Annotated in this window: 13 protein-coding genes and 1 pseudogene; all 14 read left to right on the top strand. The window is 45.9% G+C overall.

What is annotated here, in order from left to right; genetic code table 11:
• Nucleotides 1-19 precede the first annotated feature (19 nt).
• Nucleotides 20-2,188: a YIP1 family protein gene (locus tag AB4114_RS02645; protein WP_441986982.1), complete on the top strand. Its 2,169-nt coding sequence runs from the start codon at nucleotides 20-22 to the stop codon at nucleotides 2,186-2,188.
• The gene (locus AB4114_RS02640; protein ID WP_441986981.1) at nucleotides 2,185-4,452 is read left to right on the top strand and encodes a DUF5696 domain-containing protein; all 2,268 of its coding nucleotides are present in this window, start codon (nucleotides 2,185-2,187) and stop codon (nucleotides 4,450-4,452) included. Before AB4114_RS02645 ends, AB4114_RS02640 begins: the two co-directional genes overlap by 4 nt.
• Complete coding sequence (locus tag AB4114_RS02635; RefSeq protein WP_441986980.1) at nucleotides 4,449-5,318, top strand: carbohydrate ABC transporter permease; 870 nt, start codon at nucleotides 4,449-4,451, stop codon at nucleotides 5,316-5,318. The genes AB4114_RS02640 and AB4114_RS02635 overlap by 4 nt, the downstream gene beginning before the upstream one ends.
• 14 nt (nucleotides 5,319-5,332) lie before the next feature.
• On the top strand, nucleotides 5,333-6,301 hold the full coding sequence (locus AB4114_RS02630) for a carbohydrate ABC transporter permease (RefSeq protein WP_441986979.1): 969 nt from the start codon (nucleotides 5,333-5,335) through the stop codon (nucleotides 6,299-6,301).
• A gap of 86 nt (nucleotides 6,302-6,387) precedes the next feature.
• Nucleotides 6,388-7,086 carry a response regulator transcription factor gene (locus tag AB4114_RS02625; protein WP_441986978.1) on the top strand — a complete coding sequence of 233 codons (699 nt, stop codon included), beginning with the start codon at nucleotides 6,388-6,390 and terminating at the stop codon, nucleotides 7,084-7,086.
• Nucleotides 7,083-8,459: a sensor histidine kinase gene (locus AB4114_RS02620; RefSeq protein ID WP_441986977.1), complete on the top strand. Its 1,377-nt coding sequence runs from the start codon at nucleotides 7,083-7,085 to the stop codon at nucleotides 8,457-8,459. Before AB4114_RS02625 ends, AB4114_RS02620 begins: the two co-directional genes overlap by 4 nt.
• 314 nt (nucleotides 8,460-8,773) lie before the next feature.
• Complete coding sequence (locus AB4114_RS02615) at nucleotides 8,774-12,097, top strand: discoidin domain-containing protein (protein ID WP_441986976.1); 3,324 nt, start codon at nucleotides 8,774-8,776, stop codon at nucleotides 12,095-12,097.
• Between the two features lie 177 nt (nucleotides 12,098-12,274).
• Nucleotides 12,275-13,432 (top strand): annotated as a pseudogene (locus AB4114_RS02610) (glycosyl hydrolase family 8); the annotation flags it as partial.
• A gap of 45 nt (nucleotides 13,433-13,477) precedes the next feature.
• Entirely contained in the window at nucleotides 13,478-14,803 is a 1,326-nt protein-coding gene (locus AB4114_RS02605) for a discoidin domain-containing protein (RefSeq protein WP_441987053.1), read from the top strand.
• Nucleotides 14,804-14,992: 189 nt separating this feature from the next.
• Nucleotides 14,993-18,121, top strand: a complete 3,129-nt coding sequence (locus tag AB4114_RS02600; protein WP_441986975.1) for an OmpL47-type beta-barrel domain-containing protein — start codon at nucleotides 14,993-14,995, stop codon at nucleotides 18,119-18,121.
• A gap of 199 nt (nucleotides 18,122-18,320) precedes the next feature.
• Nucleotides 18,321-19,271 carry an aldo/keto reductase family protein gene (locus AB4114_RS02595; protein ID WP_441986974.1) on the top strand — a complete coding sequence of 317 codons (951 nt, stop codon included), beginning with the start codon at nucleotides 18,321-18,323 and terminating at the stop codon, nucleotides 19,269-19,271.
• Between the two features lie 24 nt (nucleotides 19,272-19,295).
• A complete protein-coding gene (locus AB4114_RS02590; RefSeq protein WP_441986973.1) occupies nucleotides 19,296-21,095 on the top strand; it encodes an alpha-L-fucosidase in 1,800 nt (599 codons plus the stop codon).
• A 30-nt stretch (nucleotides 21,096-21,125) separates the two neighbouring features.
• Nucleotides 21,126-22,136 carry a glycoside hydrolase family protein gene (locus AB4114_RS02585; protein ID WP_441986972.1) on the top strand — a complete coding sequence of 337 codons (1,011 nt, stop codon included), beginning with the start codon at nucleotides 21,126-21,128 and terminating at the stop codon, nucleotides 22,134-22,136.
• A 27-nt stretch (nucleotides 22,137-22,163) separates the two neighbouring features.
• Complete coding sequence (locus AB4114_RS02580; RefSeq protein WP_441986971.1) at nucleotides 22,164-24,764, top strand: discoidin domain-containing protein; 2,601 nt, start codon at nucleotides 22,164-22,166, stop codon at nucleotides 24,762-24,764.
• Nucleotide 24,765 lies beyond the last annotated feature (1 nt).

Here is a 24,765-nt window from a genome sequence, read left to right as displayed (position 1 = left end):
GAAGGAGGTGCCTCGCAGGATGATAAGCAATAAGCGTTTAAGAAAATTACGCAAATGGTTAACGATAGGCATCGGGACGATGCTGTTTTCTCTTTGGCCGCTGACGATATCTGCTGAAGTGCAATTTGCGACCAACTCGAAAGACGCAAACGGCGATTTGATTTGGACACAGCCCGCCTACTATCCGGTCAGTGTTATCGGTTCGGGGCTTACAGTAACGGACAAAGATAACCCTAAATTGCAGAGATTATCTCCGATGACAAACCCGAAGGACGTTTTCGTAGATAAAAACGATCATATCTTTGTTGTTGATACAGGCAACAATCGGATTGTTGAATTTGATCCGAATGGTGTATGGCAGCGATACCTGACCGTAGCCGAAAACCCGCTCAATAAGCCGGAGGGTATATTTGTTACAGAGAAGGGCGACATTTATATCGCGGATACAGGCAATAAACGAATTGTTCTGTTGACGCCAGATGGCAAATTCACCAAAGAGTATAAGCGTCCAGAATCCCGATATTTACCAGAATCGTACAAATACGAGCCAATTAAGCTCGTGGTCGATAAACGCGGATTTTTGTACATTGCGATGCTTGGCGGTTACGAGGGACTATTGCAGTTAGATCCAGAAGGACAGTTCCAGAGTTTCTATGGCGCTAATAATACAGAGTTGTCTGCTCTTGATAAATTGAAAAAGTCTTTGTATACCAAAGAAATGTACGCAAACGAAACAAGAAAGCTGCCAGGTGCAATCAGTTCCGTCACGGTGGATAAGGATGGTTTCATTTATACAACGACGGCCGGAAATGTGACGAAGAACCAGATCAAGAAACTGAACATCCGCGGTCTGAATATGCTCGATAAGGCTTATGACAAGTTGACAGGTAAAAAGGAATCGCTAGTATTTGGTGAAGTAAGGCCAATCGAACAGAAGACATTAAACGGTCAGCCGGTGAAACCACAACTTGTCGATTTAACGGTCGATATCAACGGGAATATTACAGCCATTGACAGTTCTTATAAGATGTTCAATCAGTACGACGCTACTGGGAATCTGCTATTTTTCTGGGGAGGGTTTGTGTCCTCTCAGACTACACAGCTTGGCGTAATCAAAAGTGCTGTCGCTATCGAATCCAATTCCAAAGGTGAATTGCTAGTTCTCGATGGACAGGAAGGGACGATCCAAGTTTTCCGAACCTCTGAATTTGGAACCCTTGTCAATAAAGCCAATACACTCACGCTGCAAGGAAAGTATGAGGAAAGCGAGTTGCTGTGGAAAGAGGTGTTGAAGTACAACACTTATTTTATTCCCGCTCTGATTGGTCTTGGAAAGGCTGCATATAAGCGAGGGGACTACCAACTTGCCCAACAATATTTCTATCAAGGCGGCAACCGGACGGATTATTCCAATGCATTCTGGCAAATTCGGCTCTCCTGGTTTCAGCAGCATTTTGATACGTTTGCTACGATTCTAGTGGTTTCGGTGATCATGTTCATGGCCCTTAATAGGTTTACGCGACAGACCAATTGGCGAAAGGCACTGCGAAACAGGAAGAGGTCAACGATTCCGCTCATTGTACAGTTGAAGTATATGTTCACCATTATGCGGCATCCAATCGATGGTTTCAGCGCACTCCGTTATGAGAATAAGGGGAGTTATGGTAGTGCATTGATCATTCTTGCCATGATATTTACGTCCATTGTCATTTCACAGGTATATACCGGATTTACCTTTAATAAGGTAAACCCTTATCAGCTAAACTTGCTGCTTTTATTTGGGAAATGTGCTCTGCTATGGATTGGCTGGGTGGTTTCCAATTATATGGTGAGCTCGATTTACCACGGGGAAGGCCGTTTCCGTGATGTATTCATTGCCAGCAGCTACGCACTCATACCGCTTATATTCGTAGGCATACCCTTAGCTGCTGTCTCCAACATCATGACAACTTCTGAGCTGACTATTTATAATTTCATATGGGACGCTCTAATAATATGGACGCTGGCTATGTTCTTTTGGAAAATTCAATCCCTGCAGAACTATTCAGTTGGTGAAACTGCAATTAACATTGTATATAGCTTGTTTACCTTTATGATGATGATTATTCTCATTATGATTATTTTCGGTCTAAGCACCGATCTGAAAACATTCATCTATGAAATATTCCAGGAGGTGAAGGTACGATGAGGCGAAGATTCCGGATTCCCATTTCATGGATCATAACTATTGTAATTCTTGGGGGACTTATCGCTTATATCGCGACCCACCTTCAAATTGATAACATTGATCGATCACTTGTAAATCGGACGGCAGCTCCTGTTGTCAGTGCTCCAAAAATTCCGCAGGGACCGGCAGAGTTGCCCAATGAAGCAGATTTTAAAACAGTCAGTGAGAATGATAAGCTTCGTCTCAAGCTAGATATGAAAACCGCTCATTTTATTGTGGAAGATAAGAATGACGGTCGCGTTTGGAGATCCTATCCCGACCCGGCACAATGGGCGAATGAAAAGACGACCAATGTATGGAGAACTCACCTTCGTTCGCCGATTATGGTGCAATACTTGGATTTAAACGACTCTAAAGCACAGCCCAAAGAAACCAATCTGCTCGAAGAAAATGGTAAGATCACGGATGTGCAGAACGTCAAAGATGGCTTTAAGCTCACATTCGATATGCCTTCCAAAGGCTTTACGATTCCGATTGAGGTCAAGCTTGAGAATGATACCGTCACTACACGTATCATTGATTCGGGAATCAAGGAAGGCAAGCTGAGCTTAATTTGGGTTAGGCTATATTCATTCTTTGGAGCCGAAAGGTCTGAGKGTCAGGACGGCTATATGGTTATCCCAGACGGATCAGGGGCACTAATTAAGTACGATGATAAAAGCACGAACGTTAATAAAATCTATCGGGAACCGGTTTATGGGGAAGACATTGCTTTCAAAATCAATTCTTCGGAAAGCCCCCGTCGGGACGCTGCCATGCCGATTTATGGTGCCAAAAATGAGAACCGAAGCTTCCTAGCTGTCTTGGAGGAAGGGGCAGAATTTAATGACATTCTGGCTTCGCCTGCAGGGGTTTATAGCACCTATAACTGGATCACCGGTCAAAGTAACTATCGCAGTTCTTTTAAACAAATAACGAACCGTGAGAAGAAGCGTTCTTTTATCACCTATAGCAAAAACGATCGGTTCCACAGCGACCGCGTTACACGGTACATGTTGCTGCCAAAGGATAAATCGGATTATGTAGGAATGGCTGAACGTTATAGAACTTATCTAAAAGAGAAGTATGATCTTCAAAAAGTGAATGTGAAATCAAGCAAAGTACCCATGGATATGGTGCTGCTTGGAGCTGATACAACCAAAGGGTGGTTATCGGATCGTTATGTAAAAGCGACCACGACTTCAGAAGCAATGCAAATCGTTCAGCGCTTGTATGGGCTTGGGATCGATAATATGGCGGTTCGTTACTGGGGCTGGCAGGAAGACGGTTATGGCGCTTTAGGTGGCTTAAGCCAAGTGGATAAGCGTCTCGGTGGAGACAAGGGGATGAAGCAATTCATCAACTTCGCACATTCGCTTGATATACCTGTATACCTGCGGACAGATTACTCGGAGAATACGACGGGAAATGGAGGCTTCAGTCCAAAGGTACAAGGAATGCGTGACTTGGGCGGAACGCCTATCTCGTTTACAACGAACGCAAATGACAAGATTGGACTTGTCAGCTTAAAATGGTTCAACGATAAGATTCTGCCGAAGGAAATTCAGTATTATAAAGGGCTAGGTATCGATGGGGTAGAGCTAAACGCGATAGGGCGGTTTGTGAACAGTGACTTTAATACGACTTATGGCTCTTCACGCGATGAAAATAGTAAGCTGCAGCAGGGGATTATTTCCAAACTTCGCAGCGAAGTAGGCCATGTCATTGGCTTTCGTTCTAATTTCTTTGCCGTTCCTTTCGTCGATTCGATGGCACGAATGGTCAATGATTATTCGTACGACTTATTCACGCAAACCGGTGTTCCGTTTGCTCAGATCGCGCTGCATGGTCTTGTGCCTTACTCCTCGGAGCCTTCTAATCTCCGTGACCAATTTCATATCGGATTCCTCCATGCGCTTGAATACGGTGAGAATCCGTCCTATCTGTTCACGTATTCAGCGTCGGATGATTTAAAACACTTGAATAATGTGTACTTGTATAGTCCGGCATACACCGAATGGGAACAGACGGCTGTCCAGGAGTATCAAAAATGGAACGAAGCGCTAGGAGACGTGCAGGATCAGTTCATCACAGGTCATCGCGAGATCGCGCCTCAGATTAAAGAAACAACTTATGAGAATGGCAAAAAAATCGTCATTAACTACAGTCATGCACCTTATTCCTACGAGGGTCAGATGATTGCGTCAGATAGTTATTTAGTCGTAAAAGGAGGAATGAAACCATGAGCGCAACCCGCAACATGAAATCGACTACCCTTCGCAAGTTGGAAGGCACTTTATTTATTGCGCCATGGTTGATCGGCTTCCTGCTCTTTATGGTGTTCCCGCTCTGCTTTTCCTTTTACATGAGCTTTCATCAAGTAAAGGTTTTGGCGACGGGCATCGATGTCAAATATAAGGGACTTGAATATTACAGGTTAATTTTGTTTGAGAATCCAGATCTGCTCTATAATCAATTGATTCCATTTATGCGCCAGGCGCTTCTTATGCTTCCTATTATCGTGGTGTTTTCGTTACTCTCGGCCATCATGTTGAACCAGAAATTCTGGGGAAGAACATTTTTCCGTGCTGTATTCTTCCTGCCAGTGATATTCACGACCGGTCAGGTTGTGCAGGAGTTTATCACGCAGGGGGAAGGTAATCTGAACTTTCTGGACAGATATAACCTTATGAGCGTAATTACACCATACCTTCCTACAGTATGGGCGAGTCCAATTACGAAGGTTATGGACTCGTTCGTCCTCGTGCTCTGGTATTCCGGTGTGCAAATTCTGATATTCCTTGCTGGACGTCAGACGATATCACCATCCGTTTATGAAGCAGCTCGGATAGACGGAGCCAATCCTTGGGAGACGTTTTGGAAAATTACACTGCCAGCCATGATTCCCTTCGTCTTACTTAACTTGATTTACACAACCGTGGACCTGTTTACGTTTCCGACCAATCCAATCTTGTCACAGGTAAACACGACGGATTACGGTAAATCCAGTGCGCTTGCATGGATCTACTTCACCATTATTTTTGTGTTCCTGGGCATCATCTATTTCTTATTCAGCCGGGCTTTCCGCAGGACCCAACCGGCGGGAAGATAAAGGAGGCGAAAGACATGGCCAAAATCGTGACGGAAACAAGAAAAGCTTCCTTTAAATGGTCAACTATACGTGTATGGCTAACCCGCACCCGGTATTTCATTCTGGGTAAAGAAGCGGATACGGGTCTCTTGTTCCGGCTCTTTATTTACCTACTGCTCATTGATACAGCCTATATTTACCTAAATCCGATTATCTACATGTTGACGACAATGGTAAAAAATAGTGCAGATCTGATCGATCCTTCTGTCACTTGGGTTCCACACCAAATTTTCACGGGAACCTTAAGTGATGCTTTCAATAAGCTGCATTATCCTAAGTGGTTTTCCATTAGCTTACTGCTCGCTTTATCGGTGTCCATTCTCCAAACACTTTCCTGTGCGGTCGCTGGTTATGCGTTTGCTCGTCTGGATTTTCCATTCAAAAAAATTCTGTTTGCGTGTTTGCTCTTAACTTTTGTTGTCCCGCAGCAGGTTCTGATTTTGCCAAATTTAATTTTAGCGGGTCAGATCGGTCTCATTAAGACTTATATTCCTATTATATTACCCGCACTTTTTGGGCATGGTTTAAAAGGCGCGTTATTTGTAGTCATCTATCGTCAGTTTTTCTCTACCCAGCCCAAGGAACTGGAAGAAGCAGCAAGAATTGACGGCGCTGGTGTATTCCGGGTGTTTGTTCGAGTTATGCTTCCGCTCGCGAAGCCTGCCATTCTCGTTGTGTTCCTGTTCTCGTTTGTTTGGACATGGAACGATTATTACTTGCCTACCATGTATCTGATTGGAGTAAAAGACGTTCCGTTGTCAATGGGGCTTGCGCAAATAGCAACCCAACTTAGTGCGCAGACCGCTGAGTCGGGGCAGTCCATTTTTGACGAACCGTTGAAAATGGCGGGATCGTTTCTTATCATCATGCCACCGTTGCTTCTATATTTATTCACACAACGTTGGTTTGTTGAAAGTGTGGAACGGACTGGTCTAGTTGAATAATAAGGTTTCTAGTAAATGACGAATCGAGGCAGTTCTGAAGCTGAAATAATGCTTTGGACTGCCTCTTTTAGAGGAGGGGCATACCCTTGCACATCTTAATTGTTGAAGATGAACCCAAAATCCGTGATGTGCTCATTGCCTACTTTACCAAGGAAGGCTGGGAAACAGACTTTACGGCTGATGGGCATGAAGCGGTTCGTAAATTTGACTACTGCCAGCACGATTTGATTATTTTGGATTTAATGATTGAAGGGCTTCCGGGAGAAGAGGTATGTCAACAAATTCGTGAGAAATCGAATGTACCGATTATTATGTTGACTTCAAAAGCAAGGGAGTCTGATACCATTCGCGGCCTTGAATTGGGTGCGGATGACTATATCGTGAAACCGTTTCGTGCCAAAGAATTAGTCGCCCGAATCAATGCAGTAAGGCGAAGAGTTACCTCGGAGAAACCGTTAGATAAGGACAGTACGTTTAATAAGGGACGGTTAGTGATCCGCAGTGAGGAGAAGGAGGCGCTGGTTGTAGGCTGTCCGGTTAGTCTCACCGCGACGGAATTTAAGTTACTCTCTATATTAAGCTCCAATCCCAACAAAGTGTTTACCCGTTTGGACTTGTCTTACAAGGTGCAGGGCTATCGGTATCAGGGTGATGGACGGACGATTGACGCGCATATTAAAAACCTTAGGAAAAAAATTGAACAGGATCCGAATGCACCGATTTATATCATTACCGCAGTAGGACATGGATATAAATTTGCTGTCACGTGGGATGATACAAAATGAGTGCTATTTTTCGTTTTTTTCGCAAGATGAATGTTATCCTTTTTTTATCATTTTTATTATTTTCAGCTTTTTTTGTCGTTATTATTGTTGTAATGRATAATCAGAATTGGAATCAAATGTTCAGCAGCTTTGAAAGCAAAGATTTGGATAGATCGGCTTATCTTCTCATGGATGATATGAAGCGGGAACAAATTGCTGACTCTTTGACTCCCGAGCAAGAGGAGTGGTTGCGAAGAAGGGCTGCGCTCTATGGCGTACTCATCCTGTATGAAAGTAAAGATCATAAAGAGATTTGGCTTAATACGTATGCAAAAGCACGCCGCAAAGTGGATGAAGGAACCTTCAGCAGCCAAAATTATATAAATAATGGCGTTGTTCTTGGAAATTTGCGTCTTGGTCAGATGTCGATGCGTGATGAACTGAATCCTGCTTTTCAGGCATTTACGGAGACGGTTCAGCAGCGGACTCGTATTTTACTTATCTGCGTTGTTTTTGTGGCAATCATCATTTCATTAGTGGTTGCCMGTAAATTGTCTGAGCATTTGAAACTCGTGTATACGATTGCTGTCCAGATTAGTGAAGGCAAACGTAATCTTAAGATTCCAATAAAAGGACCAGAGGAAGTTCGGAAGCTGGCCATTACGTTAACTGAAATGACGGCGGAACTGAAGCGCCAGGAGGATTGGCGTCACCATCTCATGGAGGATTTCATGCATGAGCTCAGGACACCGTTAACCTCAATCCTCTCTCAGGTGGAAGCCATCGTTGACGGTATATATGAACCGGAGACAGAACGAATGGAAGAAATTTATGATGAGCTGGTTCGGTTGTCCAGGTTGGTCAATGATCTAGAGCGGCTATCAGAAGCGGAAGCGGCGCGTTTTACAATGAACGTCAAGCGTACAGATATGGTCAAGCTCGCTCGCAGTATCTACAACAACCATAAAGCTTTGGCTAGAGAGAAGCGGATTACGTTCCAATTCGAGCCAACTAATGTGCCCTGCTATTCAGAGGTAGATGCAGACAAAATAAGGCAAGTGCTTACGAACGTGGTCCTCAATGCGATTAAATACACATCTGCTCCAGGCCAAATCACCATTCGTGTCGACTGGTGGGAAGACCAAACGATTTTGTCTTGCGAAGACACGGGTATCGGAATAAACTCGAATGATTTGCCTTATATATTTAATCGCTTATATCGAGTGGATAAATCACGTTCGCGTTTCAGTGGTGGCGTCGGACTTGGTCTTAGTATCGCGAAGGCGTTAGTCGAAGCGCACAATGGTAGGATTGAAGCGGATAGCCATACAGAGAAAGGTTCCAAATTTACGATCACGATTCCTAATCAATATCTAGCATACGGGGATAGCTAATCTCTATAAAGACTGCAACTTAACTATGCGTAAAGGAATACTGAATGCCGTAAGTAAAACTAGAGAAGGCTGCCTATTGGCAGCCTTTATAATATGTGCAAGGTGTTCAGTGAACAGATCCTTAAAAAAAGTTAGTTTAACAAAAAAAGTAGTTAGTAGCATCAATTCCTATTTTTTTGAAAGCGCTTTATAATGAGAGGGGATTGAATTTGGAAGGAGGTAGGAAGACTCCTGAAGTAACAATGTTGCATTGTATTGAATCATGAGATCAGCAAATACCCCAGCCGATGGGGATAGGTAAAGAGGGTTGTATAATGTCATTGTTAACCAGTTCTCACCTCAAAAGGAAGCATCGTGTTTTTACTTTCTCCAAGAAACAACTTATCTTATTTGGAGTAATTATCGCTTTTGTCATTGGATTGTTCCAGGGAAATCAAGCCTTAGCTGCCGGTCCAATGGTGGTTGACAGTTTCGATGGACCCATCACACAGAACGAAATAAACTCCTTCAAATCCTATATTCAGACGGTGGAGCCTGTTGTCTGGCCCAATACCGGCTCTATGCAAAGTGAATATGCGCAGGGCAAAAGTGGTGAGAACATCAAAGCGATGGGTCTCATGTATGAGTTAACGAATGATACGGAAATCCTCGACCGTATGATCTATTTCTGCGACGTGCTCCTTTCCCAGCGTAACGATATCCTTCCTGCTCCTTATGGGCAACGCACCGTGTGGACCAACACGATTGCGCCAGTATGGCCAGGGAATAATACCGGGACAGCTTCTGCAGATTCAGCCAATGGAGACTCGATTGGTCATCTTGCCTATTGCGGCAGACTGATCCTCCAGACCCCGGCAATTTCAAACACGACGGTGCCCATCGGCGATGCTTACGGACACGGAGCGACCTATTTACAACGTGCAAATACGTTTATTACAGAGGCTGATTATGTGGTTAGCCAATTCCTCTTTCCGAAACTGCTAGATCTTTCGAGAGGGAATAAATTGTATTTCCAAACGCAATCGCCTTACATGCCCGGAGGCGTATTCCCGTGGAACCAGCAGATGATGATCACTTACGGTTTGCAGAATCTGGCTGCTGCTCATGCGATCAAAGGAGATAATCCTTCTCTGGTGTCGCAATACGACGGGATTGTTCAGACGAATCTCAATTGGTTTTTCAGCGATAATTCAGCCAAACAAACCTATACAGACAGTAAAGGAAATACCGCATATAACTGGGGCTATAATCCGACCTTACTGGGAGGCGAGGATTCTAATCACGGCGCTCTAGACGTATCGGGCTTTTATCGAGCGTTTCTGATCGGTCGTTATGGCATAACAGCGTCAATGATGACGCCATTTGCCAATATGTATGCCGACGTGATGATGAGGGGACCAGGGGATTACGCGGGTCGAGTTGACGGTACAGATGGAACGGGGCATGGTGCGCCGACCACGTATCCTCGAAGCGGCAATCTCCAATTAGCAGCGCTCCGCCCGGATGTTTATTACACATTGGCCAATGCGACGATGCCTAATATGACGAGTACAACGATGGCTTCATTCGCCCGCCTTATGTATGTGAAAAACCAAAGATACACAGGCAGTGATACGCAAGCACCGACTACACCGACTAATTTGACCGCAAGCGCAGCATCGAGCAGTCAAGTGAATTTGAGCTGGACGGCTTCTACAGATAATGTGGCCGTTACTGGTTATAACGTCTACCGTGGCGCCACACTCGTCGGCACTTCGACAACGACATCGTACAGCGACACGGGACTCAGTGCTTCGACCGCATACAGCTATACGGTAAAAGCGAAGGATGCGGCAGCTAATGTATCAGCAGCAAGCAACACTGCTAGTGCAACCACATTGGTTTCATCAGGGGATCTCGCATTGGGCAAAACCTACAGTGCCTCCACTACATGGAGCACATCCTACTTGGGGGATAAAGCTTTTGACGGAGATGCTGCGACTCGCTGGTCAGCATCGAGCGGTTCCTTTAACAATCAATGGATAAACGTCGATTTCGGTACGCCAACAGCTTACAATCAGGTAGTGATCAAAGAAATTTCGTTCCCAAGAGTGACGGCTTACAAGCTCCAGTCCTCGACCGACGGTACCACGTACACAGATATCTCGGGCACGACAGGAACGACGATTGGGGCAAATAAATCGATTAGCTTCTCTAATGTGAGCTCCAGGTATTTAAGACTGTATATCACGTCAGCCAGCAACATACCAAATATCGAAGAGATGGAAGTTTACGGCACAAGCGGAACGGATTCTACCGCACCTTCGGCACCGTCCAATTTGACAGCAAATGCGGCATCCAGCAGTCAAATTAATTTGAGTTGGTCAGCTTCGACAGACAATGTGGGGGTAACGGGCTATAATATCTATCGCGGTGCCACTTTGGTCGGAACTTCGACGACAACCTCTTACAATGATACAGGACTTACTGCTTCAACTGCCTACAGCTATACGGTAAAAGCGAAGGATGCGGCAACTAACCTTTCGGTTGCAAGCAATACAGCTAGTGCAACGACGCAAGCGCCTTCAGATACACAAGCGCCAACCACACCGACGGGCTTGACTGCAACGGCAGCATCCAACAGTCAAATTAATTTGAGCTGGACTGCTTCGACAGATAATGTGGGCGTAACGGAATACAATGTATACCGGGATGGCACATTAGTTGGGTCTTCAACATCGCCATCCTACAGCGATACGGGGCTTAGTGCTTCGACCGCATACAGCTACACGGTAAGAGCAGAGGATGCTGCAGCAAACTTGTCCGCAGCAAGCAACACAGCGAACGCAACGACGCAATCGGGCGGGGGCAATCTCGCGTTGGGCAAAACGTACAACGCATCTACGATATGGAGTGCTACTTATCCTGGAGCGAATGCGTTTGATGGCAGCTCAGCTACCCGTTGGTCAGCATCGAGTGGTTCCTTGAATAACCAATGGGTCAGCGTCGATTTGGGTGCCGCCACTTCGTTCAATCAAGTTGTTATCAAAGAAATTACCTTCCAGAGGGTGACGGCATTCAAGCTCCAGTCCTCGAGCGACGGCACAACCTATACAGATATTGCAGGTACATCGGGCACAACGATCGGCGCAAGCAAGACGATAAACTTTACCGGTGTGAACGCCAGATATTTGCGGTTATATGTAACCACTGCCAGCGCCGTACCGACAATTGACGAGATAGAGGTGTACAACAACAATGGGAATCTCGCTTTAGGCAAAACGTATAATGCATCTACGATATGGAATGCGTCTTATCCTGCCGCAAATGCGTTCGATGGCGATACTTCGAATACGTCTCGCTGGTCAGCATCGAGTGGCTCCCTGAACAACCAATGGATCAGCGTCGATTTCGGTGCTGCCAACACGTACAATCAGGTAGTGATCAAAGAAATCACATTCCAAAGAATAACGTCATTCAAGCTTCAGTCTTCGACAGATGGTACAACTTACTCGGATATTTCMGGCACATCGGGAACGGCGGTCGGTGCGAATAAAACGATCAACTTTTCCCCAGTTTCATCCAGATATTTGCGGATTTTGATCAGTACGGCAAGCGATACCCCGACAATCAACGAGATGGAAGTGTACAATCAGTAATTTTCAGCTATCACTTGTACCGGATAACAATCTTGAAGCGGAGGTATTGGCATGGATGCGATCCAAGTAAGACCCATCAAGGATAAATTTAAACTATGGTCAATTGCGGTGATTTGCGTTACCCTTTTTACGGCACCCTTTCTTTCGCCGGCTTTACAACCAAATGCCCATGCGGTAGGTGAGCAAAAGCCATTTCCACAACAAGTCAACTATCCTGGGATTATCAAACCGGATCATCTTACACAGACTCAAATGAATGCAGATGTCGCAGCGTACTATACCTCATGGAAATCAAGCTATTTGAAAAACAACTTGTCCTCTTTGCCCGGCGGATACTATGTGAAAGGGGAGATAACCGGAGACGCTGATGGGTATGTACCACTAGGCTCTTCCGAAGGTCAAGGCTATGGCATGGTTATTACGGCGTTAATGGCAGGCTATGATGTGAATGCAAAAACGATTTATGACGGACTATTTAAAACAGCTAGAGCTTATAAAAGCGTACAAAATGCCAACCTCATGGGTTGGGTGGTAGCGGATAACACAGGCGCACAGGGACATTTTGACTCCGCGACTGATGGCGATATGGATATTGCTTACTCCCTAATTCTGGCTCATTATCAATGGGGCTCAGCTGGAACGATCAATTACTTAGCGGAAGCCCAAAAGATGATTACAGATGGTATTAAAGTCAGTAATGTAACGACCAATAACCGATTGAACCTGGGTGATTGGGATGGTAAAAGTGTGTTGAATACGCGACCATCTGATTGGATGCTCTCTCATTTAAGAGCTTATTATGACGTTACTGGTGATCAAACCTGGTTGAATGTCATTAACAATCTGTATAGTGTTTACAGTTCGTTCAGCACTTCCTATTCACCAAGCACAGGGCTGATTTCGGACTTTGTTGTCGGCAATCCGCCTCAACCGGCTCCCACTAATTATTTGGATGAGTTTCCTGAAACGAACGAGTATAACTATAATGCGGCACGCGTGCCACTCCGAATCGTTATGGATTACGCGCTCTATGGAGACGTAAGAGGTAAAACAATTGCAGACAAAATGGCTGTATGGATTAAAGCGAAAACGGGCGGTACTCCAAACAATGTGAAAGACGGATATAAGTTGGATGGAACCGTAACTGGTTCAGCTAGCGGTCCGGCAGGTGTTTTCGTCTCTCCTTTTATTTCAGCAGCCGTCACGAACAGCAGCCATCAAGCATGGGTCAATTCGGGATGGGATTGGATGAAAAGCCATAAAACAGGCTATTACGACGATAGCTATACGTTGTTAAACATGCTTTTCATCTCAGGTAACTGGTGGAAGCCAGTAGCAGGAGGCACTACGGATACGCAGTCRCCAACGGCACCAACGAATTTGACGGCATCGCCAGTATCGGGCAGTCAAATCGATTTGAACTGGACAGCTTCAACTGACAATATAGGCGTAACGGGCTACGATGTATATCGAGGAGCTGCTCTGGTCGGAACTTCGACGACAACTTCGTACAGTGATACAGGACTTAGCGCATCGACAGCTTATAGCTATACGATCAAAGCGAAAGATGCAGCTGGAAACGCATCTGCCGCAAGCAACACAGCAAGTGCAACGACGTCATCTTTGTCGGGGAATCTCGCTTTTGGTAAAACCTACAGTGCTTCAACGACTTGGAGTGCCTCTTACTTAGGTGACAAAGCGTTTGATGGTGATATTGCGACTCGCTGGTCTGCATCGAGCGGTTCCTTTAACAATCAATGGATTAGTGTTGATTTTGGCTCACCAGCGACGTACAACCAAGTAGTGATCAAAGAAATTTCGTTCCCAAGGGTCACGGCTTACAAGCTCCAGTCCTCGACCGACGGCACCACTTATACCGATATCGCCGGAACAACAGGAACGACGATTGGGGCCAATAAAACGATTAGCTTCTCTAGTGTGAGTTCCAGGTATTTAAGGCTGTACATAACCACAGCCAGTAACATACCGAACATTGATGAGATGGAAGTATATGGTCCTAGCGGATCAGATACAACGGCACCAACAGCGCCGACTAATGTGACAGCATCAGCAACATCAAGCAGTCAAATCAATTTGAGCTGGACCGCTTCGACAGACAATGTGGGCGTAACGGGGTATGAGGTTTATCGTGGCGCTGCCTTGGTCGGATCTTCTGCGACAACTTCTTACAGCGACACGGGACTTTCGGCTTCGACCGCATACAGCTATACGGTAAAGGCGAAGGACTCGGCAGGCAACGTTTCTGCTGCAAGCAACACGGGCAGCGCTACGACGTTAGCTGCAGGGGGCAATCTCGCATTGGGCAAAACATACGGTGCGTCAACCATATGGAATGCGTCTTATTCTGCCGCGAATGCATTTGACGGAGACATATCTAATACATCCCGCTGGTCAGCATCGAGTGGTTCCTTGAATAATCAATGGATCAGTGTCGATTTTGGTGTCGCCACCACGTATAAACAGGTAGTGATGAAAGAAGTCACGTTCCAGAGGGTAACTTCTTACAAGCTGCAGTTTTCGAACGATGGCACAACCTATTCGGATATTTCCGGAACAACGGGGACGACGATTGGTGCTAATCAAACGGTCAATTTCTCGCCAATAACTTCCAGATATCTGAGGCTTTACATTAGTGCGGCAAGCGCTGTACCGACGATTAATGAAATTGAAGTGTATAACCAATAAATGAATGTGAGGAGCTTAGCGGCAAGATTGCGCTAAGCTTCTTTTCTTGTCACGTTCCGCCATAATAGGCAACAATCATAATTTTGATTAATAAGAGCTTAAAAAAATAGTATGCTTGAAGGCGTAATAAAAATTATGATTGCTTATGAAAGCGATTTCAGAAGGTCGCGATAATAAGGAGGGTTCGTAATGTCATCAGCAATTCCAGCAAAAATGACGAAAGGTTGGCGTAAACTACTTGTCTCATGCTTGGCGCTTACGCTTAGTTGCTCGGGGATTTGGTCTCCTTTAGCACCCAAAGCCTCTGCTGCCACGGGAGCACCCATGGTGGTTAGCAGCCTAGAGGGCCCTGTCACGCAAGAGGAAATTAATTCGTTTAAGCAATATATCTTTTCTTCTTCCGTCGGTCTGCCGGTTAGTAATATCGGAAATGATTTCGTCTATGGTCCTAGCGGTCAGAACGTAGAAGCAATGGGCTATATGTACGAAATCAGTGGAGATCAAGCTATACTCGATCGGATGATTTCATTTAGCGAAAATATGCTTTCTGCTAGGAATAATCCAGTGACCGGCCGTGTTCTATGGAACGGAAATAGGGAGCTGGCATGGCCGAACAAGAAGGTTGGCGAAGTCAATAGTGATGGCTTGCTCATTGAAGGGTATTCAGGCAGCGAGAACGGCGATGTAATCGGACACATTGCATACAGTGCGAAACTGATTCTTCAAAACAAGTCCTTGTGGAACAAAACGGTACCCATTGGAAATGGTTCACTCTATGGCGAGACGTATTTGCAGCGAGCGAAATCATACATTATCGAGTTAGATAAATCCATGGATACGTATATGATCCCGAATTTCGTAAAGCCAGATACATTACGCCAGTATTGGCCGAATGATACACGCTGGAGCACAACAGGYAGTGGAGCACCTAACTCAGCGATACCTTGGAACCAGCAGATGATGATCAATAACGGTTTTATGCGTTTGGCGGAATGTCACGAGCTGTTAGCCGATGATCTGGCTAGAGTAGACCTCTATGACCGAATCGTCAAAGCCTCGATCGATTGGTTCACCGCTTCACTGGAACCTTATCAAGTGCAAGGTCATGATGTATATAAATGGTGGTATGTTGCTGACTATTTCGGCAAAGTCGAGGACGCCGATGGCGTTCATGCTGCGAATGATATCATGGGCATGACTAGGGCATATGATCGCGGGAAATATGGCGTTACACAAGATACATTAATTAAGCTTGCAAATACGATTCGATATGTAATCTCAACTGGCACAGGTAACTTCTACTGTAAAGTGGACGGCCTTCCAACGAGCTGTACATTGACGAATCTCTGGAGCGAATATCTGCATATTTCTCCTTATGCTCCAGATCCAACTGTCTATAAATTGCTAACGAATCCCTATTATATGAGCACTGTACTAACCAGTCCCATCTATTTTGCCCGGATCATGTGGGCCAAAGATCACACAAGCTGGACACAGCAGGTGGATGCAGATTTATCACCAACGTGGGAAGCAGAAAGTTACTCAAGCAGGGAAGGGGATTTTACAAGAGGGGCTTGTGACACATGTTCCAAAGGCGCTTTCATGCAATCTTCAGAAGAGGAAGCAGCCTCATTAACGTTTGATTTGAACGTCACGCATGGCGGCAGTGTGTATCTACATATGTTGGGCTCTGCAAGTGGAGCAGGTGTAGGAAACCTCAAGGTATCTTTGGACGGCGGGACAGAGGTCAATTTGTCTACAGACGCGTTAGGTTGGGGCTGGTCGACGGCCGATCTGCCTTTTATGCTGACAGATGGCTTCCATCAGTTGACGATAAAGTCGCAAGGAAACGCTGCACAGTTAGATAAGCTTGTATTGTCCAAAAGTCATACACCACCAATTGAATCCTTATTGCCAAAATTAACGGATATTCAAATCAATGGTGTATCTATCACCAATTTCTCACCTTCTACGTATGCCTACTCAGTTGCAGTGCCGCTGGGTACGAAGGTCATTCCAACGATAAGTGCAGCTAGCAGTCATATTGTGGAGATTGCGCAACCTCAGCAAGTGTTTGGAACGGCAATTATTACGGTGAAGGACCGCCAGGATCCGTATTTGCAAGCTAAATATGAGGTGCTGCTGACGGGTTTCCCTATTTACGGTGAGGTGCCGGATCGTTTCATTAGTTATCCTATTCAAAATGTTTCAGCAAGCGCAGGTTATCATGCAAGTTTTCCTCCTGCGAGTGCAATCGATGGCGATTTGACAACCCGCTATGCGGCCAAGGGAATTACACACTGGATCCAATTTGATCTAGGTGTAGTGAAACCTGTACGTTCTGTGCTTATTGCATTCCTGAAAGGGGATGTCGACAAGTATAACTTTGATTTGCAGGTATCGGAAGATGGCGTCAGCTGGAAGACTGTGTTTAGTGGGAAAAGCAGTGGCAAAACTGCAGGATTAGAGATTTTTCAGTTTGGGAAAGAAAACGCGCGATATGTTAAATACAACGGTAAGGGCAACTCCAAGGATACGTGGAACAATATTAATGAAATCTACGTAGGCGGAGATGCAGATGTGACTGCACCGATCACCTCGGATGATGTGCAAGCTGGATGGCATAAAGATACCCAAACGATTCATCTCTCCGCAACAGATGGAGGCAGTGATGTTGCACATACGTATTACAGTGTGAACGGTAGTACCTTCACAGAAGGAACTACCATTCAGATTGATAGCGAAGGTACGACGGAGCTCAGGTATTATAGCGTTGATGGAGCAGGGAACGAAGAATCTCCGAAGTCCGTCACGCTTCAATTGGATCGAAGCGCTCCGAGCATGATCTCAACTGTCTCCATGTCGGTTTACTTGACAGATGCCATTGACTTGGACTTTGGGATCACGGATGCGCTGAGCGGCATTGCTAATCAAGTAATCCTACTCGATGGCAAGCCAGTTGATCCACCCTATGTCATTGAACCGATGTCACTTACATGGGGGAACCACGTAATTTCTGTTACTGCGACAGATCGGGCTGGCAATTCAACAACGCAGCAATTTAACCTGCAAGTTCAAATGGACTTAGACCACTTGGACGAAGTTATTACGATTGCGAAACAAAAAGGTTGGATCAAAAATGAAGGCATCTACAGAGGATTAATGACCTTGGTTAACCTCATTCAGAAGGCATCGAAACTAGACCTTAACCCTAAGCTGTATGCACTACAAGCACTTGTTCAAGCGCAAAAAGGCAAATTCATCGAGGAATCGACGGCAGTACAATTGCTGGATTGGTTAAAAGCTTTACAGAATTAATAGTGAAGATCACGAACAAGAACCAACTAGGTGTACGACCTAGGTGGTTCTTTTTGTCATAATCCGTGCTCCATCATAAAAAAAGACATAGGGGTATAAGTATGAACAATGACAAAGGGGAACAAGGATAGTAACATCGAGTCGGAGGTCGTTTTATTCTCATTTTAGTAATAGCAATGTAGGATGGGGAGGTTCTAACATGCAGTACAGACGATTAGGCAACAGTGGCTTAAAAGTAAGTGAACTCAGTTTAGGCAGTTGGCTAACCTATGGTGGAGCGATCGATGACAAACAATCGGAATCGATTATTGATAAAGCCTACGAGTTGGGCATAAATCTGTTCGATACAGCGAACGTCTATCATAAAGGAGATGCAGAGCGAGTGGTGGGCCGGGCGTTGTCCAAATATCCCAGGGAATCCTACGTGTTGGCAACCAAGGTATGTGTGCCCATGGGGGACGGACCCAATGACCGCGGATTGTCCCGCAAACATATTAGGGAGCAATGCGATGCCAGCTTGCAAAGACTCGGTGTGGATTACATTGACCTGTATCAATGCCATAGATATGACACGGATACTCCGCTTGAAGAAACGCTACGCGCTTTGGATGATCTGGTCACGCAAGGTAAAGTCCTTTACACGGGCGTTAGCATGTGGAAAACAGAGCAACTGCTCGACGCCGCACATATGGCGAAGAGGCTGAATTTACACCCAATTATCTCGAATCAGCCGCAATATCATATGTTTCGACGCGGCATTGAAAAGGAAATTGTGCCTTTATGTACGAGGGAAGGGATCGGGCAAGTTGTGTTTTCGCCGCTGGCTCAAGGGATTCTGACAGGCAAGTATAAAGCAGGCACACCCTATCCGAGCGACTCCAGGGCAGCGGATCCAGAGCAAAATGGCGCGATTATACATTTTATGAAGGAAGAGCTGCTTGACAAGGTAGATAAATTGAGAACGATTGCAGAGCGCAATGAACTAAGCGTTGCCCAACTGGCGTTGGCATGGGTGCTTCGTCTGGATAATGTCGCAAGCTGCATTATAGGTGCATCCCGCCCCCAACAAGTGGAGGAGAATGTTAGGGCTTCTGGCGTCAAACTTTCTGACATAGATCTATTGGAAATCGAAGAAATATTACAGGGATAGGTCTTTAAAATAGGGGGAAGATCAATGTCGACAAAAGATCATTTAATGGATAACGCAGAAGCGGACAGTCAACGAGGGAGTCAGCTCCCAGAGTTGTTGGCCGATGAAGCGCATGAGCAGCGAATCAAGTGGTGGCGCGAGGCCAAAGTAGGTTTATTTATTCACTGGGGGTTATATTCGCTGCCCGGTGGTGTATGGAAAGGAGATCCCGTCAATGCTGCTTACGCGGAGCATCTGCAGTTAAGGGCTCAAATTCCAATTCATGAATATGAACGCATCGCCGATCAATTCCATGCTCATCAATTTGATGCGAGTGCATGGGTTCGTGCTGCGAAGGATGCTGGTTTGAAATACATGATCTTCACGGCTAAGCATCATGAAGGCTTTGCGATGTACGATTCGCAAGTAAGTGACTACACAATTGTTAAAGCAACCCCTTTTGGCAGAGATCCCGTGGCGGAATTAGCTGATGCTTGTAAGCGCGAAAATATGGTGCTTTGCTTGTACTACTCGCATGCAATGGATTGGCATCATCCGGATTCCCAAGGAAACACCTTGGATTTCCCGGCAAATATTAGTGCCTATGATCCGCTCCACGCATGGGTAGAGGATGACAACAAACGTACTCGCTATGAGCAATATTTACAAGAAAAAGCTTTTCCTCAAGTGAAAGAGCTCCTAACGCAATATGGCCCTATTGGCATCCTTTGGTTTGATTGTGGACACAAAATTACGGATGAACAAGGAAAGCAATTTGTGGATTTGGTCCATGAAACGCAACCAAACTGTCTAGTCAACCGTCGAGTTCGTCGTGAGGGATTCGGCGATTATGAGAATACAGGTGATAACCAGCGCCATATTAGCGCACAAAAGCGAGATTGGGAATCGATCGCAACGCTAAATCATTCGTGGGGATATAACCAAACGGATCATGCTTGGAGAAGTCCCGAAGAAGTCCTCCATGACATGATTCATGTCGTCAGTATGGGTGGAAATTATGTCATCAATGTGGGGCCAACAGGAGATGGTAATTTCGATGCGAAATCGTTGGAATTACTTGGCGTGATCGGGAATTGGCTGGAGCTGAATGGTGAAAGCATCTATGCCTCACAGGGCAGTCCGATCGGTAGGACCCCTTGGGGGCGCTGTACACGCAAAGGCAGTACCTTATATTTGCATGTCTGGGATTGGCCTGCTCACGGTGAACTCTTACTGCCTGGCATTCGTAATTCGATCCAGGATTGTTATCTATTGGCAGATACAGCGAAAACCACATTATCGCATCGGTTACTGAACGATTGCGGTGATCACCTCATCGAGCTGCAGACTGAAGCACCTGATTCCATGTGTATCGTTGTTGCAGTTGAATTCGATGGCGAACTAGATGTCAATCCTAGACAAGTGTTGTTTGCTGGCGGTGTTACGAATGTTTTTGGCGTATTTGACGGAGAGCTGTATGGGGAGGCGTTACGTTATGATACGGGGAAAAAGGGAAGAGACAACGTGAAAAACTGGTCCTCTAGGCAAGATTACATGCAATGGAAGTTTCGAGTGATGGACGCTGGGGCGTACAAGGTAACTGCTGTGTACGGTGCAGATGAAGCATCTGCGGGAGGCTCCTTCGAGATTGCAGTTGGTCAAGATAAGTTAGTTGCTGCTGTAACGAATACGGGCGGCGAATACCAATTCCAATCCTCCGAGATCGGACTCTTTCACTTTCATGCTCCTGGAGAATATGTGATAACGGTTCAGCCAAACACGATCTGTGGAAACGTCTTGATGAACCTGAAAGAAATTACGCTAACGAGTCATGAATTCATATGAATGAAAGCAAGTAGGAAGGAGAATGTTGCTATGCTTCACAATTTCTTGCCAGCTCCACGAAACGGTGGATTCCAAATGGAGGATTATTGGGTGTGGTGCGGATCTGCCGTTCAAGGTGATGATGGCAAATTCCACTTATTTGCCTCTAGGTGGCCTAAATCACTTCCGATGCATCCAGGTTGGTTGGTCTCCTCTGAGATCGTTCGAGCTGTTTCAGATCAGCCAGAAGGACCCTATACGTTCCAGGAGGTCGTACTGCCTGCGAGAGGAGCCGAATATTGGGATGGGCGGAGCACGCATAATCCACATATCGTTAAGCACAAAGACAAGTATTTGCTGTTTTATATGGGGTCAACACATCCGTTTCCGGATCCGATGGAGGGAGATGGATATGGGCTCCAAGATCCGCGATGTATCGTTGCTCGAGCGAACAAGCGTATTGGATTGGCGGTGTCGCATAGTGTGTTCGGACCTTGGCAGCGGCGTGATGAACCTATTGTATCAACAAGGCCAGGGAAGTTTGACAGTTTCTTAACGTCTAATCCTGCCCCGTGCATAGCGGAAGATGGTTCCGTGCTGTTGATCTATAAAGCAAGACAATATGAAGGCAATGGGCATGGGAAAATGACGTTTGGGGTTGCGCGAGCAGATCATTACGAGGGACCTTACCGTGTTATGAGTGAAAACCCGCTTTTCCCGCCCGACGCACATTTGGAAGACCCTTTCGTGTGGCGTACAGATGACGGTTATGCCATGATCGCGAAGGATATGGATGGCGATCTATCCGGTGAAAAGTACGGTGGTGTATACGCCTTCTCGAAGGATGGCATGAATTGGGGAATTCATCCATCGCTTGCGTATTCTCGAAAAGTCACATGGGATAATGGAACTACCCAAACAATGGGTAATTTAGAAAGGCCTTTTCTACTGTTTCAAAATGGTAAACCTACTCATTTATTTGCAGCTACATCAGATGGTACCAAGGGATTTCATGACGCTACACAAACTTGGAATATGGTGATTCCACTAGCTCATGAATGAGCAGCATCAGGATGGAGGGACGTTTGAATGTCTAAAACAGAAGCAATAACGGAAATTAATCTCGCTCAAAATTGCGAAGTAACCTGCAGCTCAGAACGTACGAAGGGGACTGGCCGTCACGCGGTAGATGGTTTCCTTACTACCTATTGGCAACCAACAAGTTCCGATCAAAAGGATGATAACCACGTATGGATCACGGTTGATCTGGGTGATTGCTACTCGTTCAATCGTGTCCTGTTGAAGCTGGCATCCGGTTTCATCTCTAAATACCGTATTCTTCATTCTTCCAACGGAGTCATTTGGCATGAATCCTTTAGTCGAGAAACGTCAAGAGGCGGAATTCGTACTGACGAAAGTGTTTTGTTTCCAAGAGTTAAAGGACGATATGTCAAGTTGAAAGTGGAGCTATTTGATCCGGAACGTGATTTTCAGCTCATTGATTTCGGTATTTATGATCGGTTAGCGATTCCTGCGGGTCCCTTGTTGGATCGTGTAGTTTGCACGGTAGGAGGCCGCGATTACGATCAAGATGATACATTATCGGTGCAAGTGAACAACCGAGCGGAGTTGGATTTGAAAGGAATTTTGACAGATGGTTCGGATGCTGACTTAGCGTATGGGGAAATTTCAATTCGTAGCAGCCATGAGGATGTGGCGTCTGTAAATGAGAATAKGGTGATAACCTGTCTCAAGTCAGGCATCTCACAGATTAAGGCTAATGTAACTTTAGATGGCGTGATGCAAGAGGCAAGCTTTTATATAGATGTGTATAATCCCATGGAGTGGTTGGTGGATATTGATCTTGTACATCCTTCCTTGGTTATGGAAATTGGACAGCCAGCTTTCTTGGAACTTGGTCGTACACTTCCAGAGTTGCATGTAAGGCCTTCAGAAGCGATGACCATGCAAGTTGCATTGGTGAACATGTCCACGGATCAGTTGATTGTGAGTCTTCCCGTGTGCAAATTGCGAGTGGATACGTCTACGACATTCACATTTCCTGGCGAAGCGAGGGACCCTGGTCAATACCGGATAAATGTTGTGATGGAAGTAGAAGATGGCAACGCCTTCTATGATGCTTTTTATTTTACCGTTAAGCCCGTTCATAGTTCGAAAGCGKGGCAAAGTGAAATCGTACATGTCGATAAAAATGGGAAACTGGTTTATGTGCCTGATTTCAAGGGGAATCAGATCATCGACTTCTCGAATTGCGGATATGGTGGAGGCGGCGTAGCGATTCCTGATATTGCACCTGTTATTTCACTTGAACCTGTAGGGGGAGATAATACGACACATATTCAGGACGCGATTGATCAGGTAGCTGCATTACCGCCATCTTCGTCAGGCTTTCGCGGCACCGTTCTGCTGAAGAAGGGCGTCTACCCTATTGATGGTACCTTGCAGATTAGGGCAAGTGGAATTGTCTTACGCGGTGAGGGAGAAAACGAAGGTGGAACCTTACTGTATGCTGCAGGTACAAAACAGCGGAATTTGATCGAGATCAAGGGAGAATCAGCTCCTTGTCTACTGGCTGAAACGCAGACCTCCATTTCCGATCTTTATGTGCCATCGGGAGCTCGAACGATTCATGTTAGCGATGCTTCCTTCTATCGGGTCGGAGACACTGTCAAGGTGCTTCGCTACGGTAATGAACGCTGGATTCATGCCATTGGCATGGATGCCATTCGCATGAGGCCCGTTGCAGGCGGGACGACTCATTGGCTTCCCTTCCAGTTGGAGTTCGACAGAGTAATCACCCATATGGATGGCAAATGCATCACGCTGGACGCTCCAATCGCGAATGCGATTGAAAGCCGCTGGGGAGGCGGGGCACTTATTAAGTATGAGGATGGAGGCCGGATCGAACAGATCGGTATCGAGTCCTTGAGGGTGGTAGTTTCGTATGATCCAAGTATCATGGAATCGCGAATTGACGGTAATGAGGGCGGAGAACCATACCTGGCCGACGAGCAGCATGCGATTAATTTTATTTATCTGGATCATGTCAAAAACGCTTGGATACGCAATATCGTTGGTTTCCATTTCCAACATGCACTGGTGCAGGTAGGACGCTCTGCGAAATGGATCACGATCCAGGATTGTGCAGCCTATGCCTTTATCAGCGTGATCACGGGAGGCCGCCGCTATTCGTATCATCTGATGGGTGAATTAACGCTCGTGCAGCGATCTTACTCGGAAACCGCGAGACATGCTTTTGCAGTGGATGCACGGGTTGCGGGGCCGAATGTATTCCTCGATTGCGAGTCGCAAAAGGATTACAACACGAGTGAACCGCATCATCGGTGGTCAGTGGGATGCCTCTATGACAATGTAGAGGGACGTATCCATATTCAGGATCGGGCCTGGTTAGGGAGCGGTCATGGTTGGTCAGGGGCGAACTATGTTACTTGGAATACGTCCAATGAGCTGGTCTCTCAACAGCCACCAACCGCTCAAAACTATGCGATCGGACATGTTGGAAGTCAAGGCAAGCCACTTCTCCCAAGTCCCTATGATCAAAGGCAACGCAAGGATGCCTATTGGGAAAGTTTCGGGAGCCATGTAAATCCTCGCAGTCTTTATACACAACAGCTACAGGACCGTCTCATACAGCCTATTCTCACTTAAG

It is taken from the genome of Paenibacillus sp. 2RAB27 (genome assembly GCF_052115445.1).
Classification (GTDB): domain Bacteria; phylum Bacillota; class Bacilli; order Paenibacillales; family NBRC-103111; genus Paenibacillus_E.
Note: the sequence above shows the minus strand (reverse complement) of the source record. Positions and strands in the feature narration are given on the sequence as shown.